Source organism: Faecalibacter sp. (assembly GCF_057177045.1).
This window is the reverse complement of sequence record NZ_CM169987.1, coordinates 1,498,705-1,521,952: the sequence shown is the minus strand read 5'-3', so window position 1 is coordinate 1,521,952 and position 23,248 is coordinate 1,498,705. Positions and strand designations below refer to the sequence as shown.

Sequence of the window (23,248 nt, the reverse complement as noted above, 5' to 3'; positions counted from 1 at the left end):
ATGTAAAAAGTAATATGTAAAAAGTACCTATGCATGATTTTAAAGAATTATTAGTATGGCAGAAGGCAATGAAATTTACAAAAAGGTTTTATGAAGTTTCTTCAAAGTATCCAAGTAGTGAAATTTATGGTCTTACTTCTCAATCAAGAAGAGCTTGTATATCTATTTCTTCAAATATAGCAGAAGGTGCTGGTCGGAACTCAAATATTCAGTTTAAGAATTTTCTGAATATTTCTTTAGGTTCATCCTTTGAATTAGAATGTCAAATTATTCTTGCGAAAGATTTGAATTTTATTTCGGAAGAAGTTTCGATTGAATTATTAAAGGAATTAAAGCATATTCAGAATATGTTAATCAAATTAATTCAATCCTTAAACTAAATACATAATACATTTTACACTATACATTTTACAAAAACTAAGAAATAATGAAACAAGCATATATTGTTACAGGATATAGAACAGCAGTAGGTAAAGCGCCAAAAGGAACTTTACGTTTTACGCGCCCAGACGAATTAGCGGCGACTGTTCTGAAACGTTTAATGGAGGATTATCCAACATTAGATCCAGCACGTATCGACGATTTAATCGTAGGATGTGCAATGCCAGAAGCTGAACAAGGTTTGAATATGGCACGTTTAATCTCGTTAATGGGATTAAGCACAGATAAAGTTCCAGGAGTAACCGTAAACCGTTACTGTGCATCAGGGTCTGAAGCCATTGCATTAGCAGCAGCTAAAATCCGTACAGGAATGGCAGAATGTATTATTGCAGGTGGAGCAGAGTCGATGTCATACATCCCAATGGGAGGGTACAAACCAATTCCAGAAACGGATATGGCAAAAGATAACCCAGATTACTACTGGGGAATGGGATTAACGGCTGAAGCTGTGGCAAACGAATTTAAAGTTTCTCGTGAAGAGCAAGATTTATTTGCATTCAACTCGCACCAAAAAGCATTAAAAGCTTTAGCTGAAGGAAAATTTGATGCTCAAATCGTTCCGGTTGAGGTAGAATACAATTTCTTAGATGCCAACGAAAAAATCCAAACGAAAAAAACCATCTTCAAACAAGACGAAGGACCACGTGCAGATACTTCATTAGAAGGTTTAGCAAAATTACGTCCAGTATTCGCCAATGGAGGTTCAGTTACAGCTGGTAACTCATCTCAAATGTCAGATGGTGCTGCTTTCGTTATGGTCATGTCTGAAGATATGGTCAAAGAATTAGGATTAGAGCCTGTTGCTCGCTTAGTATCTTATGCAACGGTAGGTTTAGCGCCTCGTATCATGGGAATGGGGCCTTTATATGCGATTCCAAAAGCATTAGAGCAAGCAGGATTACAATTGCAAGACATCGATTTATTCGAGTTAAATGAGGCATTCGCTTCTCAATCGGTTGCAATTATGCGCGAGTTAGAGATGGATGCAGCTAAAGTGAACGTGAATGGTGGTGCCATCGCATTAGGTCACCCACTAGGATGTTCAGGAACTAAATTAACCGTGCAATTAATGCACGAAATGGAAGCACGTAAAGCGAAATACGGTATGGTAACCATGTGTGTGGGGACTGGACAAGGAGCTGCTTCTGTTTTCGAATACTTAAAATAACATAATGCGGTGTGAGACCGATGAGCTTCAAAACCGATTTGGTCTCACTTTTTTCAAAACATTTTCATAACCATAAAAAAACTATTATAATGTCTACAAATCCAAACAGATTAATTGGAGGTCAGTACTTAATCAAAGACGCTTCATACAACGATATCTTTACTTACGAAGATTTATCAGAAGAACAACAAATGATTTTGCAATCAGCAAAAGAGTTTATCGACAAAGAAGTTGTTCCAAATAAACACAGAATCGAGAAAAAAGATTATGCGTTAATCGAAGAATTAATGCGTAAAATCGGAGAGTTAGGATTGTTAGGGATTTCAGTTCCTGAAGAATACGGTGGATTAGGAATGGGATTCGTAACAACAATGTTAGTGTGTGATTACATTTCGGGTGCAACAGGTTCTTTAGCAACTGCTTTCGGTGCGCATACAGGAATTGGAACAATGCCAATTTTGTTATACGGAACGGAAGAACAAAAACAAAAATATTTACCAAAATTAGCGACAGGTGAAGTGTTCGCTTCTTACTGTTTAACAGAACCAGAAGCAGGTTCTGATGCGAATTCAGGAAAAACAAAAGCAACTTTATCAGAAGACGGTAAAGAATACATCATCACAGGGCAAAAAATGTGGATTACGAATGCAGGTTTCGCTGATATCTTCATTGTATTCGCACGCATCGACGATGACAAAAACATTACTGGATTTATCGTAGAAAAAGATAAAGCAGGGGACGGATTCTCTTTAGGAGAGGAAGAAGATAAATTAGGAATTGTTTCTTCATCTACACGTCAAGTGTTCTTAAACGAAGTTCGTGTTCCAGTAGAGAACATGTTAGGAGAAAGAGATGGAGGATTCAAAATCGCGATGAATGCCTTAAACGTAGGGCGTATCAAATTAGGTGCGGCTTGTTTAGATGCACAACGTCGTGTGTTGGACAACGCTTTACAATATGCTTCTGAAAGAAAACAATTTGGTGTTTCAATCAATACATTTGGCGCAATTAAAGAAAAATTAGCGGATATGGCGGTTGCTACATTTACATCAGAAGCGGGTGCTTACCGTGCAGCGAAAGATGTAGAAGATGCAATTGCAGATAATGTGGCGAAAGGAATGGCGCATAATGAGGCTGAATTAAAAGGAATCGAAGAGTACGCAATCGAAGCTTCGATCTTAAAAGTTTGGATTTCTGAGGCGGCTCAAGTGGCTTCTGATCAAGGGATTCAAATTTATGGAGGAATGGGGTACTCAAAAGAGATGCCAATGGAATCCGCTTGGAGAGATGCGCGTATTTCGAGAATCTATGAGGGTACAAACGAAATCAACACTTTATTATGTGTTTCGATGTTGGTAAAACGTGCGTTCAAAGGGAAATTAGATTTAATGACGCCTGCAATGGGAATTGCAAACGAATTAATGTCGATTCCTTCTTTCGATATTCCAGATTATTCTGAATTATTCGCACAAGAAAAAGAAATCATTGCGAACTTAAAGAAAGTATTCTTTATGGTGGCTGGTGCAGCTTTACAAAAGTTTGGAGCGAATCTAGAGCAACACCAACAGCTGATCATCGCAGCTTCTCGTATCATGCAAGAAATTTACATGGTGGAGTCGGCAATGTTACGTGCAGAGAAATTAGCAAATGCTAAAGGTGCTGATGCAGCGAAGAATGCAGAGAAATTAGTGCAATTACAATTGTTCAAATCGGTTGAAATCATTAAAACTGAGGCAACGCGTGGAATTATTTCATTCACAGAAGGTGATGAACAACGCATGATGTTATCTGGATTAAGAAGATTTACACGTTACAACGAATATCCAAACGTAGTCAACTTAAAAACAGAAATCGCAGATTTATTAATCGCTGAAAATAAATATACGTTCTAATTGCTAGAATTATATTGTTTGTGATAGTTATTAAAAGTGGTCAATTTTGACCACTTTTTTTATTTAAATGATTAAAAGGTATACTTTGGTATGTGATTTGCATATAATAAATTAAGTACTAGTCTTTTATATAAGTTAGTTGAGTTTCATGGTACTTAAGTTTTAGTAGAGAAAAAGGCCTCAGTTAAGAAATTAGCTGAGGTTTTTTTATGTTTTTTCAGAAAAAATTTGTAAATTGATATAGATAAATCATTGATTATAAACCTTTAAAAGAATAAATTATGGAACCACTAAATGTTATTATTGCATCGTTCATTGGTTGCATGACTGTAATTTATGCGTATTGGATATATGATGAAATTTTGTAAAAATCAGAAATGCACCTAAAGCGTATCAAGGGAATTTGAACTTGATACGCTTTTTTTGTGAATTCAAATTATATTTAAAGCAATAAAAAAAAATACACATGAAAAATATGGTGATATTAACTGGAGCTGGAATTAGTGCGGAAAGTGGAATATCAACTTTCAGAGATGCAAATGGTTTATGGGAAAATCATGACATAATGGAAGTGGCTTCCATCGAAGGCTGGAATACAAATCCAAGTTTAGTACTCGACTTTTATAACCAAAGACGTGCGCAATTAAAAGAGGTGATGCCAAATAAAGCACATTATTTTTTAGCAGAATTGGAAACTAATTTTAACGTAACAATCATAACACAAAATGTGGACAATCTTCATGAACGTGCGGGTTCTACTAAAATTATTCATTTGCATGGAGAATTAAATAAGGTCAGAAGTGTTAAAAATGAAAATTTAATTTATACATGGGAAGATGATTTAATGATGGGGGATTTTGGGGAGGATCAGGCACAACTCCGTCCACATATCGTATGGTTTGGTGAAATGGTACCTGAAATGGAATCTGCTATTGATATAGCTTCTCAAGCGGATTTATTTTTAATCATCGGAACTTCCTTACAAGTCTACCCTGCGGCATCTTTAATCGATTATGTACCAAAGCATGCGCAAATTATTTCAGTTGATCCTAATCCACTTCCGCTTGACCAACATATTTACCATATTCGTAAATCAGCTACTCAAAGTATCTCCGATTTAAAAGAAATCTTTAAAATTTAATGTTGAGGTTGAGCTAGAAGTTAATTTTATAGAATAAGAAATCAGTATCGAATGCTGTAAAGATCTTAATATGATTTGATAGGAGAATAATTAAATTATAAAGTGTTGAATGGGTCAAGGAAGAAATTGATTAATGTGATAATTTGTGAATTTGTGAATGAGATAATTCGAGAATCGCAGTCTAGACTTTTTTGGTTCGTTTTTGTGTCAAGACAAATATGAAAATATAATGCAGCTTATTTAGCTTTGTTGTTACTTCGTGGTCAGGACTACATCGAACTGGCCTTAAGTCTTGTTCTAAGTTCGTCTTACGTTATACGTGGTACGTTTTACGTTATACGTTTTGTTTTTGTAAAATGAAAATGATTAGTGAATAACTAAAAGTGAAAAATGAAAAATTACTTTTGTTCTAACTTCGTCTTACGTTATACGTGGTACGTTATAGGTTTTGTTTTTTTTGTAAAAAGTAACTTAGTTCTAAGTTCGCCTTAAGACTTACGTCTTATGCCTTACGCCTCACCATTCATAATTCATCATTTCTAATTTATAATTTATAATTAGAACGAGAAGTAAGACGAAAACCAGTAAAAACAAGAGGAACGTAGAACGTCTGACGTAAAACGTATCAGGTGTATAAAAAATATTTCACCGAGGTTCAGTGAGTTAGGGATAAAAGTGAAAATAATTCCCAAAACCATTTGGAAAAACGAATTATGTTGCCCTATATTTGCACTCTCAATACGAAAGAAGAGTAGTATTGAAAACTTGAAATCGCGAAGAAGTAAACTTATTAATGAGAGATGAGAATTAAGATTATTCTTAATAGAGTCTTGAAAAAATAAAACTTCAAAAATTTTTAAAAAAGATTTTGCAGTTTAAAAATAAGTATTACCTTTGCAACCGCAAACAACGAAAGAAGTTTGCTTGAATTGAGAAGTTCATTTGAAATTACAATATAGACAGAAGAAATAAAAGCCGAATATAAATTAGGTCAATCCTTAAATAATAGAGTCATAAGGAAATTCGAAGTTGTAAAACATAAGCAGAAATGCTAAAAGAAATTATTTACAATGGAGAGTTTGATCCTGGCTCAGGATGAACGCTAGCGGGAGGCTTAACACATGCAAGCCGAGGGGTAGAGATAGCTTGCTGTCTTGAGACCGGCGCACGGGTGCGTAACGCGTATGCAACTTGCCCTACTGAAAGGGATAGCCCAGAGAAATTTGGATTAATACCTTATAATAAATTTCATTGCATGATGAGATTTTGAAAGATTTATCGCAGTAGGATAGGCATGCGTCAGATTAGCTAGTTGGTGAGGTAACGGCTCACCAAGGCGATGATCTGTAGGGGGCCTGAGAGGGTGAACCCCCACACTGGTACTGAGACACGGACCAGACTCCTACGGGAGGCAGCAGTGAGGAATATTGGACAATGGGTGAAAGCCTGATCCAGCCATCCCGCGTGAAGGATGACGGCCTTATGGGTTGTAAACTTCTTTTATATGGGGATAAACCTACTCACGTGTGAGTAGCTGAAGGTACCATATGAATAAGCACCGGCTAACTCCGTGCCAGCAGCCGCGGTAATACGGAGGGTGCAAGCGTTATCCGGATTTATTGGGTTTAAAGGGTCCGTAGGCGGACCAATAAGTCAGTGGTGAAAGCCCATCGCTTAACGATGGAACTGCCATTGATACTGTTGGTCTTGAGTGAGGTTGCAGTGGCTGGAATGTGTAGTGTAGCGGTGAAATGCTTAGATATTACGCAGAACACCAATTGCGAAGGCAGGTCACTAAGCCTCAACTGACGCTGATGGACGAAAGCGTGGGGAGCGAACAGGATTAGATACCCTGGTAGTCCACGCCGTAAACGATGGATACTTGCTGTTGGGCGCAAGTTCAGTGGCTAAGCGAAAGTTATAAGTATCCCACCTGGGGAGTACGTTCGCAAGAATGAAACTCAAAGGAATTGACGGGGGCCCGCACAAGCGGTGGAGCATGTGGTTTAATTCGATGATACGCGAGGAACCTTACCAAGGCTTAAATGCATAATGACGTATTTGGAAACAGATATTTCTTCGGACAGAATGCAAGGTGCTGCATGGCTGTCGTCAGCTCGTGCCGTGAGGTGTTAGGTTAAGTCCTGCAACGAGCGCAACCCCTATCATTAGTTGCCAGCGTTTAAAGACGGGGACTCTAATGAGACTGCCAACGCAAGTTGAGAGGAAGGTGGGGACGACGTCAAGTCATCACGGCCCTTACGTCTTGGGCTACACACGTGCTACAATGGTAAGTACAGAGGGCAGCTACCTGGCGACAGGATGCGAATCTCGAAAACTTATCTCAGTTCGGATTGGAGTCTGCAACTCGACTCTATGAAGCTGGAATCGCTAGTAATCGCATATCAGCCATGATGCGGTGAATACGTTCCCGGGCCTTGTACACACCGCCCGTCAAGCCATGGAAGCTGGGGGTACCTGAAGTCGGTGACCGTAACAGGAGCTGCCTAGGGTAAAACTGGTAACTAGGGCTAAGTCGTAACAAGGTAGCCGTACCGGAAGGTGCGGCTGGAACATCTCATTTTTAGAGAACGACGAATTTTCTTCTATTTATAGAAGATTGACCTTTGTTCGGTTTTATTTTACTGTCATATACTAGTAATTAGTAAAAAGTAAATAGTAATTAGAAAATCTAAGTACTTATTACTAACGACTGAAAACTAGAAATATAGACCACTCTTTAAGAGTATTAAAGAGTCTCATAGCTCAGCTGGTTAGAGCGCTACACTGATAATGTAGAGGTCGGCAGTTCGAGTCTGCCTGAGACTACAACGTAAAACGTTTAACGTCGTACGTAATACGTAAAAAGAGGGGGATTAGCTCAGCTGGCTAGAGCGCTTGCCTTGCACGCAAGAGGTCATCGGTTCGACTCCGATATTCTCCACGAAGTCCTAACGGACAAGAAGAGTTCATTGACATTATTAGAAAAAGATAACAAGAAATTGTTAACGACATACAATCAAACAGAGATTAAGAAATTAATCAAAGCAATATAGAATTAAATAATTAAACGATTTAATTCGGCAAATTGAAGGTATACAATTAAACAAAAACGAGTAAGATTAACATAACCGCTCATTATTATGACGGTTAAATTATGAAAAAAGTTACTAAGGGCGTACGGCGGATGCCTAGGCTTTGAGAGGCGATGAAGGACGTGATAAGCTGCGATAAGCTACGGGGAGCGGCACATACGCATTAATCCGTAGATTTCCGAATGGGACAACCCGGCATGTTGAAGACATGTCACTCTGATTTATCAGAGAGCGAACGTTGGGAACTGAAACATCTAAGTACCAATAGGAAAAGAAATCAATTGAGATTCCGTAAGTAGTGGCGAGCGAACGCGGATTAGCCCTAAAGACTTTATAATGCTAGCAGAATAACCTGGAAAGGTTAACCGAAGAGGGTGATAGTCCTGTAAGCGAAAGTGTTATAAGGTTGATAACGAGTAAGGCGGAACACGAGAAATTCTGTCCGAATATGGGAGGACCATCTTCCAAGGCTAAATACTCCTCAAAGACCGATAGTGAACTAGTACTGTGAAGGAAAGGTGAAAAGCATATCGAATAGATAGTTGAAATAGAACCTGAAACCGTACGCCTACAAGCGGTCGGAGCTCTACGGAGTGACGGCGTGCCTTTTGCATAATGAGCCTACGAGTTAATGTCACTGGCAAGGTTAAGTACTTCAGGTACGGAGCCGAAGCGAAAGCGAGTCTGAATAGGGCGATAGAGTCAGTGGTATTAGACGCGAAACCTTGTGATCTACCCATGGGCAGGTTGAAGCTTTGGTAACACAAAGTGGAGGACCGAACCGGTTGACGTTGAAAAGTCTTCGGATGACCTGTGGGTAGGGGTGAAAGGCCAATCAAACTGGGAAATAGCTCGTACTCCCCGAAATGCATTTAGGTGCAGCGTTTAGTGAAGTATATTAGAGGTAGAGCTACTGATTGGATGCGGGGGCTTCACCGCCTACCAATTCCTGACAAACTCCGAATGCTAATATATGTTTCTAGGCAGTGAGGGCATGGGTGCTAAGGTCCATGTCCGAGAGGGAAAGAACCCAGACCATCAGCTAAGGTCCCCAAATATATGCTAAGTTGAAAAAACGCGGTTGGATTGCATTGACAGCTAGGATGTTAGCTTGGAAGCAGCTATTCATTTAACGAGTGCGTAACAGCTCACTAGTCGAGCGATCCGGCATGGATAATAATCGGGCATAAGCATATTACCGAAGCTATGGATTCATACTTATGTATGACTGGTAGGGGAGCATTCTAACGGCGCAGAAGTCACCTGGTAATGGGTGGTGGAGCTTTTAGAAAAGAAAATGTAGGCATGAGTAACGATAAAATAAGTGAGAAACTTATTCGCCGTAAGACTAAGGTTTCCTAAGCTATGCTAATCAGCTTAGGGTTAGTCGGGTCCTAACACGAACCCAAACGGGGTAGTGGATGGCAAACGGGTTAATATTCCCGTACCTGCACTCAATAAAAGTGACGAATGATTGTAGGAGGTGCGTGCTGACGGAATAGCACGTTGAACCTGCGTAAAGCAGGGATAGTACACAAATCCTTCGGGTGGCGTGATAATCCTCTGAAAATTGTTCCAAGAAATAGCGAGATGTGCAGCCCGTACCGTAAACCGACACAGGTGGTCGAGGAGAGTATCCTAAGGCGCTCGAGTGAGTCATGGTTAAGGAATTAGGCAAAATAGACCTGTAACTTCGGGAGAAAGGTCGCTGGCGTAAGTCAGCCGCAGTAAAAAGGCCCAGGCGACTGTTTATCAAAAACACAGGACTCTGCAAAATCGAAAGATGACGTATAGGGTCTGACACCTGCCCGGTGCTGGAAGGTTAAGGAAGGGGGTTAGCTTCGGCGAAGCTCTTAACTGAAGCCCCAGTAAACGGCGGCCGTAACTATAACGGTCCTAAGGTAGCGAAATTCCTTGTCGGGTAAGTTCCGACCTGCACGAATGGTGTAACGATCTGGGCACTGTCTCAACCATGAGCTCGGTGAAATTGTAGTATCGGTGAAGATGCCGGTTAATCGCAACGGGACGAAAAGACCCTGTGAACCTTTACTATAGCTTTGTATTGACTTCGGGTAAATAATGTGTAGGATAGGTGGGAGACTATGAAGCAGGTTCGCTAGGATTTGTGGAGTCATTGTTGAAATACCACCCTTTATTTACTTGGAGCCTAACTCCTTATTAGGAGGACAGTGCATGGTGGGTAGTTTGACTGGGGTGGTCGCCTCCAAAAGAGTAACGGAGGCTTTCAAAGGTACCCTCAGCACGCTTGGTAACCGTGCGTAGAGTGTAATGGCATAAGGGTGCTTGACTGTGAGGCCAACAAGCCGAGCAGGTGCGAAAGCAGGACATAGTGATCCGGTGGTTCCGTATGGAAGGGCCATCGCTCAAAGGATAAAAGGTACTCCGGGGATAACAGGCTAGTCTCCCCCAAGAGCTCACATCGACGGGGAGGTTCGGCACCTCGATGTCGGCTCGTCACATCCTGGGGCTGGAGAAGGTCCCAAGGGTTGGGCTGTTCGCCCATTAAAGTGGCACGCGAGCTGGGTTCAGAACGTCGTGAGACAGTTCGGTCTCTATCTGTTGTGATCGTTAGAAGTTTGAGCGGACTTGACTCTAGTACGAGAGGACCGTGTTGAACAAACCTCTGGTGTATCAGTTGTGCCGCCAGGTGCACCGCTGAGTAGCTACGTTTGGATGAGATAAGCACTGAAAGCATATAAGTGCGAAACTCGCCGCAAGATTAGACTTCTTTAAAGGGTCGTGGCAGACTACCACGTTGATAGGCTATAGATGTAAAGGCAGTGATGTCAAAGTCGAGTAGTACTAATTACCCATAAACTTTTTCAAATATTAATTTAACCGTCATAGAGAAGGTTAGTTAATCTTATTTGAATTGTATACTGGATTGTATAAGCAAGAGTATTTGTATTCAATTATCTAATAATGTCAAAAATAGATTAGGAATCAAACCTAATTAAAAATATCTAAGAAATTAGGGTGGTTATAGCGAAAGGGCTCACCTCTTCCCATTCCGAACAGAGAAGTTAAGCCTTTCAGCGCCGATGGTACTGCTATTGCGGGAGAGTAGGTCGCCGCCAGTCTTTATTTAAATCCTCAATCATTTATTTGGTTGGGGATTTTTTTTTATGCTATAAGCTGTAGGCTTTATGCTATAGGCTTTAAATCTTTACTTTGCTAATGTTTCGTGCTGAATGAAAGATTTCCGGTGTCTGAGGTTCTCGAAGACAAAGGAAATCGGCACTTCGAGAACCTCAGTGACCGATTTTTGTATGTGAATAAATAATTTTGAGCAAAAAGATTAGTGAATAACTAAAAGTGAAAAGTGAAAAGTGAAAAGTGAAAAGTGAAAAATTTACTTTTGTTCTAACTTCTAACTTCTAACTTCTAACTTCTAATTACTACTCCAACTCCACCTAACGCTCCACTTAATTCTCTTTATAGCATATAAAATTTTGTTAAATATTCGATTAAATTCTATTGTTTAATTAAGTTTGAAGAAGAATTACAAACGGTTGGAAAAGGATCTAGAAATAATAAATTTAGTAGGAAATCAGCAGATTGAACAGGCTTTTAAACTTCTGGTGAATACTTATCATCAAAAAGTTTATTGGCAAGTCCGTCGCATGGTATTGATCCATGAAGATGCAGATGATGTCACTCAAAATATATTTATTAAAATCTTTCAAAATCTTTCAACCTTTCGAAATGAATCCAAATTGTCATCTTGGATTTTTCGAATTGCTTATAATGAAGCCATAAATTTTATCCAAAAACGGGCGAAAGAAAACCATTATTCTTCGGAAGGTTATACCAAAGAAATTGTTGACCATTTAGAAGAAGATCAGTATTACAGTGGAGATGAAATTGATTTGAAATTGCAAAAGGCCATTGCACAATTACCCGAAAAACAACGTGTAATTTTTATGATGAAATATTATGATGAAATGAAATACGAAGAAATTTCAGGGATTCTAGAAACATCAGTAGGAGCATTAAAAGCGAGTTATCATCATGCTGTAAAAAAAATTGAGCAATTTATTAAACAATCCGATTAAACCTTTGTATATTAATGTTGTCTAATGTATACAATGAAAGATTTAAAATTTAAACATCACAAAAATTTTACCACCCCTGAAAACTACTTTGATCAATTAGAAAAATCCATTCTAAATGAAACGAAACGGTTTGAAGATGGGGCTTCTTTCGATGTGCCTGAAAATTATTTTTCAAGGTTAGAAACAAAATTAATTTCTACTGCTCTCCCTCACAAAAAATCAAAATGGATAAGCTTGTGGTGGGCTGCAGCTTCGGTAGCAGCTTGTTTATTGGTATTTGTAATACTTTATTCAAATGATACGGAATCTACGCCTGAATCTTCTCCATTCGTTATGGATTCGAAGAGTTATGAAGCTGAAGTAGACCCTGAAGTTGAAGAAGCAGTGTATGAATCATTATACAAATCGTATTTCGTAGATGAAGACATAAAAAAATCGTCTAACGAAATTTCATTAGACGATTTGGATCATTTTTATGCAGAAAAGCAATTGTCTAGCACGCGTTAAACAATTTCTGCATTAATATTACGATTCAATAACTCTGTACAACGAGGTTTTAGATCTTCATATGACCCTGTTAGTACCTCACATTTTCCTTTGTAATGAATTAAAATTGTACATTGCTCTGCTTGTTCAGGCGTATGATCACACACATCAATTAATGATTCAATTACCCAATCAAACGTATTAATATCATCATTATAGACGATGATTTGATATTTCTTAGATTCTTGTTCTAAAACTTCAACATCCGAATCATATTCAGTTTCCCATTGTGGTTTCGTTGAAAATTTAATCATAATCTTATTTTTTGAAATGTAATGCAATCCATTCGTTTCGTTGTTTTTTCGAAACAAACGTTAGATTTTTATCGACACAAAATGCGTGAATATCATCGAAATCTTGTTCCATTAATCCACTTAAGAATAAATCTCCACCTTCATTTAAAACGTTGATGTATGAAGGAATTTGAGCCATTAAAATATTTTTATTAATGTTGGCTAAAATCACATCAAAATGTTTAGAACCCAATAACGAATGATCACCCATCTTTGCATCTAGGCTTACTCCATTACGCTTTCCATTTTCGATTGAATTCTCGACTGCCCATTCATCAATGTCGATGCATTCAGCATAATTGGCATTCTTTTTCATGGCTAAGATGGCTAAAATTGAAGTTCCACACCCCATATCAAGAATGTCTTTTCCATCAAAATCCGTTTCTAAAATATATTCAACCATTAAATGCGTTGTCGAGTGATGCCCCGTTCCAAATGACATTTTTGGTTGAATGACAATTTCGTAAGGAATATTTTCAATTGTTTCATGAAATTCAGCACGAATTAAACACTGATCGTTTACAAGGATAGGTGTAAAATTTTCCTCCCAAGTGGCATTCCAGTTTTGCTGCTCTATCTCTGTACGAACATACGAATATTCTGCTCCTTCTAAATCGTCTAATGCAGTTAAAGCCGCTTTGATCTCTTCTTCGTTCTCTTGAGTAGCTGGAATGTAAGCATCAAATCCTGTCTCATTTTCTAAAAAACTTTCAAAAGGTAATTCAGAAATAGTAGCGATAATGATTTCATTCCATGGCTCAGGTTGAGCAACCTGAAATTTATATTCGATGTAATTTGTCATATTCTTCAATTAAAAAAGCTTGTTTCTAAGCCAAGTGCAAATTTACAACTTGGATTTTGAAACAAGCTTATATTCTTGATAAATTATCGTTATTTGATTGCTGCAATGATTTTTGTGAAGTCTTCAACTTTTAAAGATGCTCCCCCAACTAAACCTCCATCGATATCCGGTTGAGCGAATAATTCTTCAGCATTTGCTGCATTTACACTACCTCCATATAAAATCGAAGTCCCATTAGCCAGATCTTCACCGAATGCATCTTTTAAAACAGAACGAATGTAAGCATGAATTTCTTGTGCTTGTTCAGGAGAAGCTGTTTTTCCTGTTCCAATAGCCCAAACTGGTTCGTAAGCAATCACCACTTTAGTTAAATTTTCCACTTTTTGAGGCTGTAAAGCATTTAATACTTGTGATTTTACCACTTCAAAATGTTTATCCGCTTCACGTTCTTCTAATTTTTCTCCTATACAGAAAATAGGCGTAATTTCTTTCGCGAATAATTGTTCTAACTTTTGAGCAATAATAGCATCCGATTCGTGTTGATATGCTCTTCTTTCAGAGTGACCCACAATCACACAATTAATTCCAATACTATCCAATTGTTCAGCCGATACATCTCCCGTATAAGCCCCTTTTTCAGCCGCGGCTACATCTTGAGCTGCAACCGTGATATAATCGTTATCTACTGTCTCTTGGATCGCTTGTAAATAGATAGAAGTTGGAGCAATCACCACTTGTGCAGTACTAGGATGGTGAGCTACATATTCGTTTAAATCATTGGCCAATTGTAAAGCTTGTTCAAACGACAAATTCATTTTCCAATTTCCAGCAACAATTTTATTTCTCATAGTTTTATAATTTCGTATGTTTTTTATTTGATTCGTACACGTGGATCTAATACACCGTATAAGATATCAATAATGATATTAATAACAATAAACATGACCGCAATAACCAAAACGGATCCCATGACAATCGGTAAGTCTAAGGTGTTTAGTGCATTCACAATTTCTTTGCCTAAGCCATTCCATCCAAAGATAAATTCTACAAATACAGCCCCAGCTAACATGGATGCAAACCATCCCGAAATTGCTGTGATTACAGGATTTAAAGCATTGCGTAAAGCATGTTTTAGAATTACGGTTTTCTTCGATAATCCTTTCGCATAAGCCGTGCGAATGTAATCTTGGCTTAATACTTCTAACAACGAGTTTCGTGTTAATTGTGTAAATACAGCTAACGGTCTAGATCCTAAGGTTAGGGCTGGAAGAATTAAATTTTTTAAGGTCAAATGTTTTCCTTCTCCTAAATCATCCACTTCATATAAACTCCCAATCATATTTAAATGGGTGACTTCGTGCAATAGAAAAGCAAAAATATAAGCAATAATAATGGCTGAAAAGAAGGAAGGAATACTCATCCCAAAACTGGTAATGACTAAAAGGGAACGATCGATCCAACTGTCCTTCACTAAAGCCGATATTATTCCTAATGCAATTCCTATGATGGTCGCCAAAACAATGGCTGCAACTGCTAATACAATGGTATTGGGTAGCGTTTCAGCGATGATTGTAGCAACAGATTTACCTTGTTTTTGAAAAGAAGTACGTAAAAAAGGTTTTTTGATGACCATCGCATTTTGTCCGAAAGACGCAATTTCATGATATTCATATTTTCCAGAACTTAAAGAAGTATACGTCGATTCTTTTGTTTGGTCATCGTGGAAGGAAATGGGAGACAAATCATTAAGATAATACAAATATTGTTTCCAAACCGGTTGATCAAGGCCTAGATTTTTACGTATCTGTGCCAATTGTTCAGGATCTTCTTTTTGATCCAACATCATTCGCGCCGGATCTCCAGGAAGTACAGTAAATAAAAGGAAAACTACGGTTACCACGCCAAAAAGGGTTAAGAAACCGTAGAATATTTTATTGATGATGTAATGGATCATCGAATTATAATTTTTGCGCTAATTGTTCAACAGTAGGGAAATCATTATCGTGGTATTTGGCTTTCACCACTCCATTGGAAATTAAAACCACGCCTGGATTCGAACGTATAATGGTTTTCATCGTGGTTTGATCCATAAAACAAATGGGTGATGTTACCTCTTTTAATGGATTGTTTGAAACGACAACTACTTCAAATCCTTTGGCTCTTCCTTCGTTTGTAATGGAATTGATTCGAGTGGATTGTGCAGCAGTAATTCTTTCAGCAAATGGAACGACAATTAAAATGACTTTGGGATGCGATAAATAATAAGATGTTTTATCTTCCCCATTGCAATCAAAATAAAAATCATGGATGGGCGCTTCGTATCCTTTTTGATCGATGACATTTTTGGTTTTATCGACATCCATTTCCCAAACAGAAACGTCTTGATATAATTTTTGACTGATGTATTTTTTGTCATCCACCACAATCGTAGCCCCGTCTAATTTATTCTTTAATGTAAATAACGTTTTATATGTTGTAGGTTGGAATCCGAGTTCTTCCGCAGATTTCATTCCATGGACTAAATCTTTACCGACAGCATATGCTCTAAAATCAATCATTGGCAAATGATTAATCCCGATATACGAAATGATAATCGAAGCGATGGTAGCAATCGTGACAAGAGCTATATTAAGCGGTTGGATAAATAAGGGTTGAATATATCGATTGCCGATTACCAAAATAACGATTAAAACAGTTAATACGACATCTTTATAAAATGATGTCCAAGGTTCTAATTTTAAAGCATCTCCAAAACATCCACAATCTGTTACTTTATTAAAATAAGCCGAGTAGAAGGTAAGAAAGGTAAAAAATAAGATCGTTACCAATAATGCGTAAGTTGTAAATTTTCGGAATAATCCCAATAACAATAAAACGCCCAGAACAATTTCAAAAATGGAAAAGAATGTAGCTAATGGTAAACTGACATCCATTAAAAATGGAATATTTAAAACCCCAGGTGAAAAATATTCTTCCAATTTGAAACTTAATCCAATGGGATCTACTGCTTTTACAAATCCAGAAATGATGAATAATACTCCTACGATTATTCGTGATAATTGAACCAAGAACCTCATATATTATTTTTGTTCATTTATTAAAATTAAGGCGAAAATAGAATAATTAATCATATCTAAATAATTGGCATCTAAACCTTCCGATACAATCGTTTTACCTTTGTTATCTTCGATACTCTTAGTGCGTAAAACTTTTTGATAAATTAAATCCGTAATCGAACTAACACGCATATCACGCCATGCTTCTCCATAATCATGATTTTTTTTCATCATCAGGTCATGAGCCATGGTAGCGTATTTATCGTAATAAGCTACCGCTTGATCAGTTGTTAAATCTGGTTGATCCGCAAAACCTAACTCCAATTGGACCAAGGCCATAATGGCATAGTTGATGATTCCGATGAATTCACTTTCTTCGCCTTCATCTACCATACGTTCTGTCGATTCTTGTAACGTACGAATACGACTGGCTTTGATAAAAATTTGATCCGTTAACGAAGGCAATCGTAATACGCGCCATGCTGGACCATAATCTTGTAGTTTTTTCGTATATAAATCCCTACATTGGGCAATGATATCGTTAAATTGTTTTGACGTATTTTTCATAATTTCGTTATTGAATTCAAAAATATTAGAATTCGCTCATGTATACAACTTCTAAGATATGACAATTAATTGTAATGGTCGATTAATCGATTTAAGTGAACCTAAAATAATGGCTATTTTAAATACGACTCCCAATTCATTTTATGATGGGGGTAGCCATGTGGATATGGATTCAATTCTTTCTAAAGTAGAAGAATACATCAAGTACGGTGCAGAAATAATTGATGTAGGGGGCTATTCGACGAAGCCAGGAGCAGAAGAAGTTTCAGAGGAAGAAGAATTGCAACGTACCATACCTGTGATTGAAAAATTAATGGAAAAATATCCTCAGCTGATCCTATCGATTGATACTTTTCGTGGGAATGTGGCACGTGCCGCTGTAAAAGCTGGAGCATCCATTATAAATGATGTTTCAGGATTTGAACTGGATGATGAAATGTTACCTGCCATAGCCGAATTAAGGGTGCCTTATATTTTGATGCATATGAAAGGGACACCGCAGACAATGCAGGATAATCCATCCTATGAAGATATAGCGTTAGAAGTAAATCAGTATTTTTCTGAAAAAATTGCTCGTTTACGTGCATTAAAAGTCAATGATATTATTTTGGATCCAGGATTTGGGTTTGCCAAAACTTTAGCACATAATTATGAATTGTTTTCGAAGATGGAAGTGTTAGGATTTGGACAATATCCATTGTTGGTTGGAATTTCCAGAAAATCGATGATCTATAAATTTTTCGGAACAACACCTCAGGAAGCTTTAAATGGAACAACGGCATTGAATATGGTTGCTTTGCAAAAAGGAGCCAAAATTTTACGTGTTCATGATGTAAAAGAAGCAGCGGAAACTTTAAAAATTTATCACGCATTACAAGGAAAGCTTGAACAATAAAAAAGGCTCCCTTATGGGAGCCATTATTTTTAATCGATAATTTCACTGTTCGGAAATTCGACTTTAAATGTATCAATAATAATTTCTTCTTTCGCGATAATTTGCCAATGCGAATCTTTGACTAATTCTAAGACTACTTCGTTTTCATATAAGTTTTCGTCTTCGATGTTCACGTAAAGATTTTTTTCATTGCGATCACCAATCACTAATGCTTCAGTGACTGTTTCCATTTTATGGCTTAAATTGACTAAGGCTTCAAAATCAACAATAATTCCATCCTGTTGATCAATCACTTCTTGTAATTCGAAAACAGAATATTCATCTGTTTCACTTTCACCATCAATCCAAAGAATTTTCCAAAAGTAACCTTCGATGTTTTGAATGGGTTGAACCACTTGTTCTAAATCAATCGAAAGTTCTGCTTTATTTTCTCCGTATATTTCTATTTTGTACATAATCTTCTTTTCTTCCGTACAAAATTACAAAAACCATTTCAGCTATAATTCGATTTGAGCCAAATTTGATGGGATCGTCAATGGAACCCATTGGTAACGATGATTATTCTTATCGATGTAACCCAAACCTGGCCAAGGCAAATGCATCGCAAAAAGCAATTGACGCTGTTGATAAGCTTCTTCTAAAACTGTTAATCGCGTTTTAACGGCCAAGTCAAAATCGTGATCGTATTTAATTCCATATTCTGGGTAACGGACTAATATCGGTGAGTGTACAAGATCAGCAATATGTGTTAATGTTTTATCAGATTGCGTAATTTCAAACGCTAAATGTCCAGGAGTATGTCCCGGTGTTTCAATTACTTTAATATTTTCAAACAAAACATCACCTTGTTTTAGATAAGTTAAGTGAGTTTGTATTTTATTCAGAATAGTTTTCGTTGAAGCGTGATCACTATTCATCCAAAAATCAAATTCTTTTTTACTCACGTAATACTTGGCATTTTTGAATGCAAAACTTCCATCAGGCAACAAAATACCGTTGATATGATCCCCGTGTGCATGCGTTAAAATAATATCGGTAACGCGATGTGGTTCGATATTCGAAGCTTGCATTTGTTCAATAAGGCGCCCTATATTTTCATTTTTTCCAAGTCCATTTCCTGTATCAAACAAAATGTATTGATGACCCTTTTTAATCAAAAGAAGATTGAGTGAAAAGGCGATCGGTTGTTGGTCCAGAAATGTTTCTTTTCGTGCGTGGTTAAATTCAGTTTCAGTTTGTTGTGGAGCAATGAGTGGAAAAGGTTCTTTTAGTACATTACTGCCATCAGAAAACACAAAGAGTTCTAAGTTACCCAATTTTAAACGTAATGCGTTGGGTGTTATCGCTTTTATGGAAGGAGCATTGAAAGCGTTTGAAGCTCCTAATAGCGGAAAAGCCAAACCCGAAGCGAATATCGATTTGATAAGATTTCTACGATTCATAAAAAAACGTTCAAGATGTTTCTTAAAGATAACAAATTGAACGTTTATATTTTAATGGGAATGATTCATTTCTTTCTGAATTCTTCGATCGGATTTGATGTCCATAATTTGAATGCTTTCTTTGGAAAATAATTTGAAACTGTATTCGTGTTTTTCCAACAAGTAATCATAAGGTCCTTTGGGAGCAATAAGTTTGACCAATACAGGAGCTGTTTCTAAGGAAATAAATACCAAAGCGATAAAAATGGCTGCTGTTCCTAATATCGGATGATGAGCACCTAGTTCATTTAATGCTTGCATTCGAGCGGCAAATCTATTGTAATTTTCTTCCGTTGGTTTTGCAGCCGCTAATTCATTTTCTTTCTGATCAATTAATCCGTCAATTTCCTTATTTAATTCATCCAATCGTGGTTTCATTTGTTCAGAAAAGGCTTGCATCTCTTCCAGTTTCTGTTGCTTTAATTCAGCTTTTCGTTTAGCATTAGGACCATATCCTTCACGACCAGTAGTCGTTTCAGTTGGGGTTCCAACAACTTCTTTTTCTAATTCAGCAGAAGCTAAATTGTATTCTTTTCTTAACGTATCAATTTGTGCATAAATCTTTTTACGTTCGTCATCTATAGGTTTTGCTAATTCGGAATATCTCGCATCAATGGATTGTTGAAGTTCAGCTTTGTTACGATTGACAATCACATTTAATTGCTTGTTGATTTCTTTTTCAAAGATTTTTAATTCCAAGGGTTTTGAAATGACAATACCTAATAATACCGCGACGATAATACGGGGTAAGGCTATAAAAAATTGTCGAAACCAAGCACCTTGTTTTTTCATGGAAGTAACAATGTATCGGTCCAGATTAAAAATCATTAATCCCCATAGTAAACCAAAACCAATCGCCGCATAATAATGATCAAAAATGGTGTAGAGTGCATATCCTGAAGATAAAGATGCTAAAATCCCAGTAAATAGAATAACTCCACCAATTCCCACATGTTTATTGACATCTGTTGGAGTTTTCTTTAGAAGTTCGAAACTACTGCCCGAACAAATCACTAAAAATTTTTGAATAAAATTCATTTTATAAAAATAGTACTTTGTAATACATAATAATAAAAATTATGCCAAAAAAAAGCTGACACATCATGTGTCAGCTTTATATATAAATTGGAGAATTAATTATTCACCAATTTTTACTCTCCATCCATAAGGATCTTCAACTAAACCATACTGAATGTTACGTAAAGCTGTTTTTAAGCGAAATGCAAATGATTCCTCTTCTGGTAAGATTCCAATTTCGGCACGTTCTTCACCAAATCCAATCGCATCGTATGAATTAACGACTACGGCTGTACCACATCCAAAAACTTCTTTTAACTGTCCGTTTTTGTACGCTTCATACATTTCAGCAACTTCAATTGGACGAACTTCAACGTCTAATCCCATATCTTTCGCTAAATTTAATAAAGAATCACGTGTCACTCCATTTAAAATACGTTCAGATGTAGGAGCTGTTAATAATTTGTCTCCGATACGTACCCAAACGTTCATTGTTCCCGCTTCTTCGATGTATTTGTGTTCGATAGAGTCTGTCCAAATCACTTGGTCGTATCCTTCTTTTTGTGCTTCTTCTGTAGGGAAGAAAGAGGCTGCATAGTTTCCTGCACATTTAGCATATCCAACACCACCTTGTGCTGAACGGCTATAGTAATCTGCAATTTTAACTGATAATGGTTTTTCGTAGTAAGAAGGTGCATAAGCCATTAAAATCACAAACATAAATTCTTGAGATGATCTTGCAGATACAGCTTCTTCTGTAGCAAACATGGTCGGTCTTAAGTATAAAGACGTTCCGTAGTTTTTAGGAACCCATTGACGATCTAAATCAACAATAGTTTTAATTCCATCCATAAAAATTTCGGCAGGAACTTCAGGCATACTTAAACGTTTTGCGGATAAATTAAAACGCTCAAAGTTACGATCAGGACGGAAGATAAATACTTCATCATTCTCATTTTTGTATGCTTTCATACCTTCGAAGATGGCTTGTCCGTAGTGGAAAGCCATTGCAGCTGGCGTAAATTCTAAAGGTCCGTAAGGCATGATTGTAGGTTCATCCCATTTACCATCTTTATATCTAGCCACTAACATGTGGTCTGTAAAGTTTTTTCCAAAAACTTTAGATTCAAATACTGAATCGTTAAATCTTGACTCAGCAATTTTTTCTATAATCATTGAAGTGTATATTTTGTTTGTTGCGATACCAAATATACAGTTAATTTGCACTTTTACCCAATAAAATTCTTAACTTAATCTGATGAAACGCAAAATCGTAGAAACGGAAGATGGTTCAAAAACCATTCATATTGAAGATTGGAACGAGACGTATCATTCGATCCATGGCGCTGTACAAGAGGCTTTCCATGTTTTTATAAATAATGGATTAAATTTCTATAAACATCACAAAAAACAAATAAAAATTCTTGAAATTGGACTCGGTACAGGATTAAATTCATTTATTACTTTATTGGAATCCGAGAGAAATCAACTTAATATTACCTATTTTGGTGTTGAAAAATACCCTATTGCTGCCGAAGAATTTGAGGCAGTTAATTATTTTGAAGATGTGTTTAAGTTTTATCCAGAATTGGAGACGCGTCGAGAAGAATTTTGGGGATATTATCAAAAAATGTTCGCATCCAATTGGGAGGAAATAATAGAAATCACTCCGAATTTTACCCTAAAAAAAATTGAAAAAGATTTTTTTGATTTAAATGCCCATGATGGAGATCAATTTGATTTAGTTTATTTTGATGCATTTGGATCTCAAGTTCAACCCGAGCTTTGGGAAGAAAATTTACTAAACATTGTAACCGATCTAACGAATTCATCGAGTATTATTACAACGTATGCAGCGAAAGGATCATTTAAAAGAGGACTAAAAGCCAATCATTTTACAGTAAAGAAATTTCCGGGACCTCCAGGAAAGCGTGAAATGATGGTTGGTTTTAAAAATTTTGACCATGAGTAAACCATTTAATGTAAGAGTTTATGCGCTCCTAGAGCATCAAGGAAAAATCATGATTATTCATGAACCTTTCCAGAATCAATTGATTTATAAATTTCCAGGGGGAGGGCTGGAATTTGGAGAAGGGACAAGGGAATGTTTAATTCGTGAGTTTAAAGAAGAATTAAATTTAGAGGTAGAAATTGGCGAACATTTCTATACGCAAGATTTTTTTATTCAAAACGTTTTTGATCCAACCGAGCAAATTCTTATGATTTATTATTGTGTTCAAACCACTGACGAAGCATTGGAAAATTTAAAAGTCATGGATGAAGATATTCAGGAAGTGATGTGGTGGGATAAAAAGGATTTAAATCCTGATCGCATGACATTAGCAACGGATAAAATTGTTATTGACTTATATCAAAAGAAAAACTTCGAATCTTAAGATTCGAAGTTGATTATTTTTTGGTCTTCAAAATATTGAATGATCGCATGTTTCATTAACAATGTTTGCTCGTTTGTTTTTAGAGGAGGTAACTCTTCTAATAACTCGAAATGAGGCCATCCTTCCGGATCTAAACCATCGAAACGATAGAATCCAAAGGGTTCTAAAACGCGACAAACAGCAATGTGGAGTAGATTTAATTTATCATCTTTTTTAAATCTGATCTTTCCTTTTCCTAATTCTTGTACACCAATCAAAAATAAGATGGTATCCAAATCGGGCGTTTCGCCATCGGTAAAATTAGTTTTAAAGAATTCTTCAATTTTTAACCATTTGTCATGGTTTGATGCTTGTTGAAAATTGATTTCTTTTACATCCATTG

General features: G+C 37.0%; 20 protein-coding genes, 2 tRNA genes and 3 rRNA genes. 14 read left to right on the top strand and 11 right to left on the bottom strand.

The annotated features are described in order from the left end of the window. Positions 1–29 precede the first annotated feature (29 nt). The 11 genes from AC1QSP_RS07010 (at position 30) to AC1QSP_RS06960 (ending at position 12,320) form a co-directional block, all read left to right on the top strand. Positions 30–380 (top strand): four helix bundle protein, encoded by a 351-nt coding sequence (locus AC1QSP_RS07010; RefSeq protein WP_484078114.1) that lies wholly within the window; start codon positions 30–32, stop codon positions 378–380. A gap of 47 nt (positions 381–427) precedes the next feature. After that, complete coding sequence (locus AC1QSP_RS07005; protein WP_322969021.1) at positions 428–1,609, top strand: acetyl-CoA C-acyltransferase; 1,182 nt, start codon at positions 428–430, stop codon at positions 1,607–1,609. A gap of 89 nt (positions 1,610–1,698) precedes the next feature. Further along, on the top strand, positions 1,699–3,501 hold the full coding sequence (locus tag AC1QSP_RS07000) for an acyl-CoA dehydrogenase family protein (protein WP_484078113.1): 1,803 nt from the start codon (positions 1,699–1,701) through the stop codon (positions 3,499–3,501). Between the two features lie 466 nt (positions 3,502–3,967). Beyond that, positions 3,968–4,642, top strand: coding sequence for an SIR2 family NAD-dependent protein deacylase (locus AC1QSP_RS06995; RefSeq protein WP_484078112.1), 675 nt, complete (start codon positions 3,968–3,970; stop codon positions 4,640–4,642). Positions 4,643–5,709: 1,067 nt separating this feature from the next. Further along, a 16S ribosomal RNA gene (locus AC1QSP_RS06990) occupies positions 5,710–7,226 on the top strand. A gap of 171 nt (positions 7,227–7,397) precedes the next feature. Next, positions 7,398–7,471 (top strand) — tRNA-Ile (locus AC1QSP_RS06985). 41 nt (positions 7,472–7,512) lie between these two features. Beyond that, a tRNA-Ala gene (locus AC1QSP_RS06980) sits at positions 7,513–7,586 on the top strand. A gap of 216 nt (positions 7,587–7,802) precedes the next feature. Then, positions 7,803–10,584, top strand: a 23S ribosomal RNA gene (locus AC1QSP_RS06975). Positions 10,585–10,730: 146 nt separating this feature from the next. After that, positions 10,731–10,838 (top strand): 5S ribosomal RNA (rrf, locus tag AC1QSP_RS06970). The 16S, 23S and 5S rRNA genes sit together here with 2 tRNA genes alongside, the layout of an rRNA operon. Positions 10,839–11,270: 432 nt before the next feature. Then, entirely contained in the window at positions 11,271–11,813 is a 543-nt protein-coding gene (locus AC1QSP_RS06965) for an RNA polymerase sigma factor (RefSeq protein WP_484078111.1), read from the top strand. 24 nt (positions 11,814–11,837) lie between these two features. Continuing rightward, entirely contained in the window at positions 11,838–12,320 is a 483-nt protein-coding gene (locus AC1QSP_RS06960) for a hypothetical protein (RefSeq protein WP_484078110.1), read from the top strand. Here AC1QSP_RS06960 and AC1QSP_RS06955 read toward each other — a convergent pair. The 6 genes from AC1QSP_RS06955 to AC1QSP_RS06930 all read right to left on the bottom strand — a co-directional run bounded on the left by AC1QSP_RS06955 (position 12,317) and on the right by AC1QSP_RS06930 (position 17,077). Beyond that, positions 12,317–12,613 (bottom strand): ATP-dependent Clp protease adaptor ClpS, encoded by a 297-nt coding sequence (locus AC1QSP_RS06955; RefSeq protein WP_322969026.1) that lies wholly within the window; start codon positions 12,611–12,613, stop codon positions 12,317–12,319. The genes AC1QSP_RS06960 and AC1QSP_RS06955 overlap by 4 nt on opposite strands. 4 nt (positions 12,614–12,617) lie before the next feature. Next, positions 12,618–13,454 (bottom strand): 50S ribosomal protein L11 methyltransferase, encoded by an 837-nt coding sequence (gene prmA / locus AC1QSP_RS06950; RefSeq protein ID WP_484078109.1) that lies wholly within the window; start codon positions 13,452–13,454, stop codon positions 12,618–12,620. A gap of 89 nt (positions 13,455–13,543) precedes the next feature. Beyond that, on the bottom strand, positions 13,544–14,302 hold the full coding sequence (gene tpiA / locus AC1QSP_RS06945; RefSeq protein ID WP_484078108.1) for a triose-phosphate isomerase: 759 nt from the start codon (positions 14,300–14,302) through the stop codon (positions 13,544–13,546). Between the two features lie 23 nt (positions 14,303–14,325). Further along, positions 14,326–15,408, bottom strand: a complete 1,083-nt coding sequence (locus AC1QSP_RS06940) for an ABC transporter permease (RefSeq protein ID WP_484080368.1) — start codon at positions 15,406–15,408, stop codon at positions 14,326–14,328. 4 nt (positions 15,409–15,412) lie between these two features. After that, complete coding sequence (locus AC1QSP_RS06935) at positions 15,413–16,531, bottom strand: BT_3928 family protein (protein ID WP_484080367.1); 1,119 nt, start codon at positions 16,529–16,531, stop codon at positions 15,413–15,415. A 3-nt stretch (positions 16,532–16,534) separates the two neighbouring features. Further along, positions 16,535–17,077: a DUF1599 domain-containing protein gene (locus AC1QSP_RS06930; RefSeq protein ID WP_484080366.1), complete on the bottom strand. Its 543-nt coding sequence runs from the start codon at positions 17,075–17,077 to the stop codon at positions 16,535–16,537. Positions 17,078–17,135: 58 nt separating this feature from the next. Here AC1QSP_RS06930 and folP point away from each other — a divergent pair, with 58 nt between their 5' ends. Further along, positions 17,136–17,972, top strand: a complete 837-nt coding sequence (gene folP, locus AC1QSP_RS06925) for a dihydropteroate synthase (protein ID WP_484080365.1) — start codon at positions 17,136–17,138, stop codon at positions 17,970–17,972. A 29-nt stretch (positions 17,973–18,001) separates the two neighbouring features. Here the strand turns inward: folP and AC1QSP_RS06920 are convergent, their stop codons facing one another. The 4 genes from AC1QSP_RS06920 to AC1QSP_RS06905 form a co-directional block, all read right to left on the bottom strand. Continuing rightward, entirely contained in the window at positions 18,002–18,427 is a 426-nt protein-coding gene (locus tag AC1QSP_RS06920; protein ID WP_484080364.1) for a hypothetical protein, read from the bottom strand. A gap of 42 nt (positions 18,428–18,469) precedes the next feature. After that, complete coding sequence (locus AC1QSP_RS06915) at positions 18,470–19,414, bottom strand: MBL fold metallo-hydrolase (RefSeq protein ID WP_484080363.1); 945 nt, start codon at positions 19,412–19,414, stop codon at positions 18,470–18,472. 51 nt (positions 19,415–19,465) lie between these two features. After that, entirely contained in the window at positions 19,466–20,491 is a 1,026-nt protein-coding gene (locus AC1QSP_RS06910; protein ID WP_484080362.1) for a DUF4407 domain-containing protein, read from the bottom strand. 99 nt (positions 20,492–20,590) lie between these two features. Next, on the bottom strand, positions 20,591–21,646 hold the full coding sequence (locus tag AC1QSP_RS06905) for a branched-chain amino acid aminotransferase (RefSeq protein ID WP_322969036.1): 1,056 nt from the start codon (positions 21,644–21,646) through the stop codon (positions 20,591–20,593). Positions 21,647–21,728: 82 nt separating this feature from the next. On the opposite strand from AC1QSP_RS06905, the gene mnmC2 reads away from it, so the two are divergent. Continuing rightward, entirely contained in the window at positions 21,729–22,442 is a 714-nt protein-coding gene (gene mnmC2 / locus AC1QSP_RS06900; RefSeq protein ID WP_484080361.1) for a tRNA (5-methylaminomethyl-2-thiouridine)(34)-methyltransferase MnmC2, read from the top strand. Further along, complete coding sequence (locus tag AC1QSP_RS06895) at positions 22,435–22,866, top strand: NUDIX hydrolase (RefSeq protein ID WP_484080360.1); 432 nt, start codon at positions 22,435–22,437, stop codon at positions 22,864–22,866. Before mnmC2 ends, AC1QSP_RS06895 begins: the two co-directional genes overlap by 8 nt. Here the strand turns inward: AC1QSP_RS06895 and AC1QSP_RS06890 are convergent. Then, a complete protein-coding gene (locus AC1QSP_RS06890; protein WP_322969039.1) occupies positions 22,863–23,246 on the bottom strand; it encodes a hypothetical protein in 384 nt (127 codons plus the stop codon). The genes AC1QSP_RS06895 and AC1QSP_RS06890 overlap by 4 nt on opposite strands. Between the last annotated feature and the right edge of the window lie 2 nt (positions 23,247–23,248).

Excerpts from the sequence above, each read along its gene's own strand:
- AC1QSP_RS07010 (WP_484078114.1), top strand. The coding sequence starts at position 30 with ATGCATGATTTTAAAGAATTATTAGTATGGCAGAAGGCAATGAAATTT.
- AC1QSP_RS07005 (WP_322969021.1), top strand. The coding sequence starts at position 428 with ATGAAACAAGCATATATTGTTACAGGATATAGAACAGCAGTAGGTAAA.
- AC1QSP_RS07000 (WP_484078113.1), top strand. The coding sequence starts at position 1,699 with ATGTCTACAAATCCAAACAGATTAATTGGAGGTCAGTACTTAATCAAA.
- AC1QSP_RS06995 (WP_484078112.1), top strand. The coding sequence starts at position 3,968 with ATGAAAAATATGGTGATATTAACTGGAGCTGGAATTAGTGCGGAAAGT.
- AC1QSP_RS06960 (WP_484078110.1), top strand. The coding sequence starts at position 11,838 with ATGTATACAATGAAAGATTTAAAATTTAAACATCACAAAAATTTTACC.
- AC1QSP_RS06955 (WP_322969026.1), bottom strand. The coding sequence starts at position 12,613 with ATGATTAAATTTTCAACGAAACCACAATGGGAAACTGAATATGATTCG.
- prmA (WP_484078109.1), bottom strand. The coding sequence starts at position 13,454 with ATGACAAATTACATCGAATATAAATTTCAGGTTGCTCAACCTGAGCCA.
- tpiA (WP_484078108.1), bottom strand. The coding sequence starts at position 14,302 with ATGAGAAATAAAATTGTTGCTGGAAATTGGAAAATGAATTTGTCGTTT.
- AC1QSP_RS06940 (WP_484080368.1), bottom strand. The coding sequence starts at position 15,408 with ATGATCCATTACATCATCAATAAAATATTCTACGGTTTCTTAACCCTT.
- AC1QSP_RS06935 (WP_484080367.1), bottom strand. The coding sequence starts at position 16,531 with ATGAGGTTCTTGGTTCAATTATCACGAATAATCGTAGGAGTATTATTC.
- AC1QSP_RS06930 (WP_484080366.1), bottom strand. The coding sequence starts at position 17,077 with ATGAAAAATACGTCAAAACAATTTAACGATATCATTGCCCAATGTAGG.
- folP (WP_484080365.1), top strand. The coding sequence starts at position 17,136 with ATGACAATTAATTGTAATGGTCGATTAATCGATTTAAGTGAACCTAAA.
- AC1QSP_RS06920 (WP_484080364.1), bottom strand. The coding sequence starts at position 18,427 with ATGTACAAAATAGAAATATACGGAGAAAATAAAGCAGAACTTTCGATT.
- AC1QSP_RS06915 (WP_484080363.1), bottom strand. The coding sequence starts at position 19,414 with ATGAATCGTAGAAATCTTATCAAATCGATATTCGCTTCGGGTTTGGCT.
- AC1QSP_RS06910 (WP_484080362.1), bottom strand. The coding sequence starts at position 20,491 with ATGAATTTTATTCAAAAATTTTTAGTGATTTGTTCGGGCAGTAGTTTC.
- AC1QSP_RS06905 (WP_322969036.1), bottom strand. The coding sequence starts at position 21,646 with ATGATTATAGAAAAAATTGCTGAGTCAAGATTTAACGATTCAGTATTT.
- mnmC2 (WP_484080361.1), top strand. The coding sequence starts at position 21,729 with ATGAAACGCAAAATCGTAGAAACGGAAGATGGTTCAAAAACCATTCAT.
- AC1QSP_RS06895 (WP_484080360.1), top strand. The coding sequence starts at position 22,435 with ATGAGTAAACCATTTAATGTAAGAGTTTATGCGCTCCTAGAGCATCAA.
- AC1QSP_RS06890 (WP_322969039.1), bottom strand. The coding sequence starts at position 23,246 with ATGGATGTAAAAGAAATCAATTTTCAACAAGCATCAAACCATGACAAA.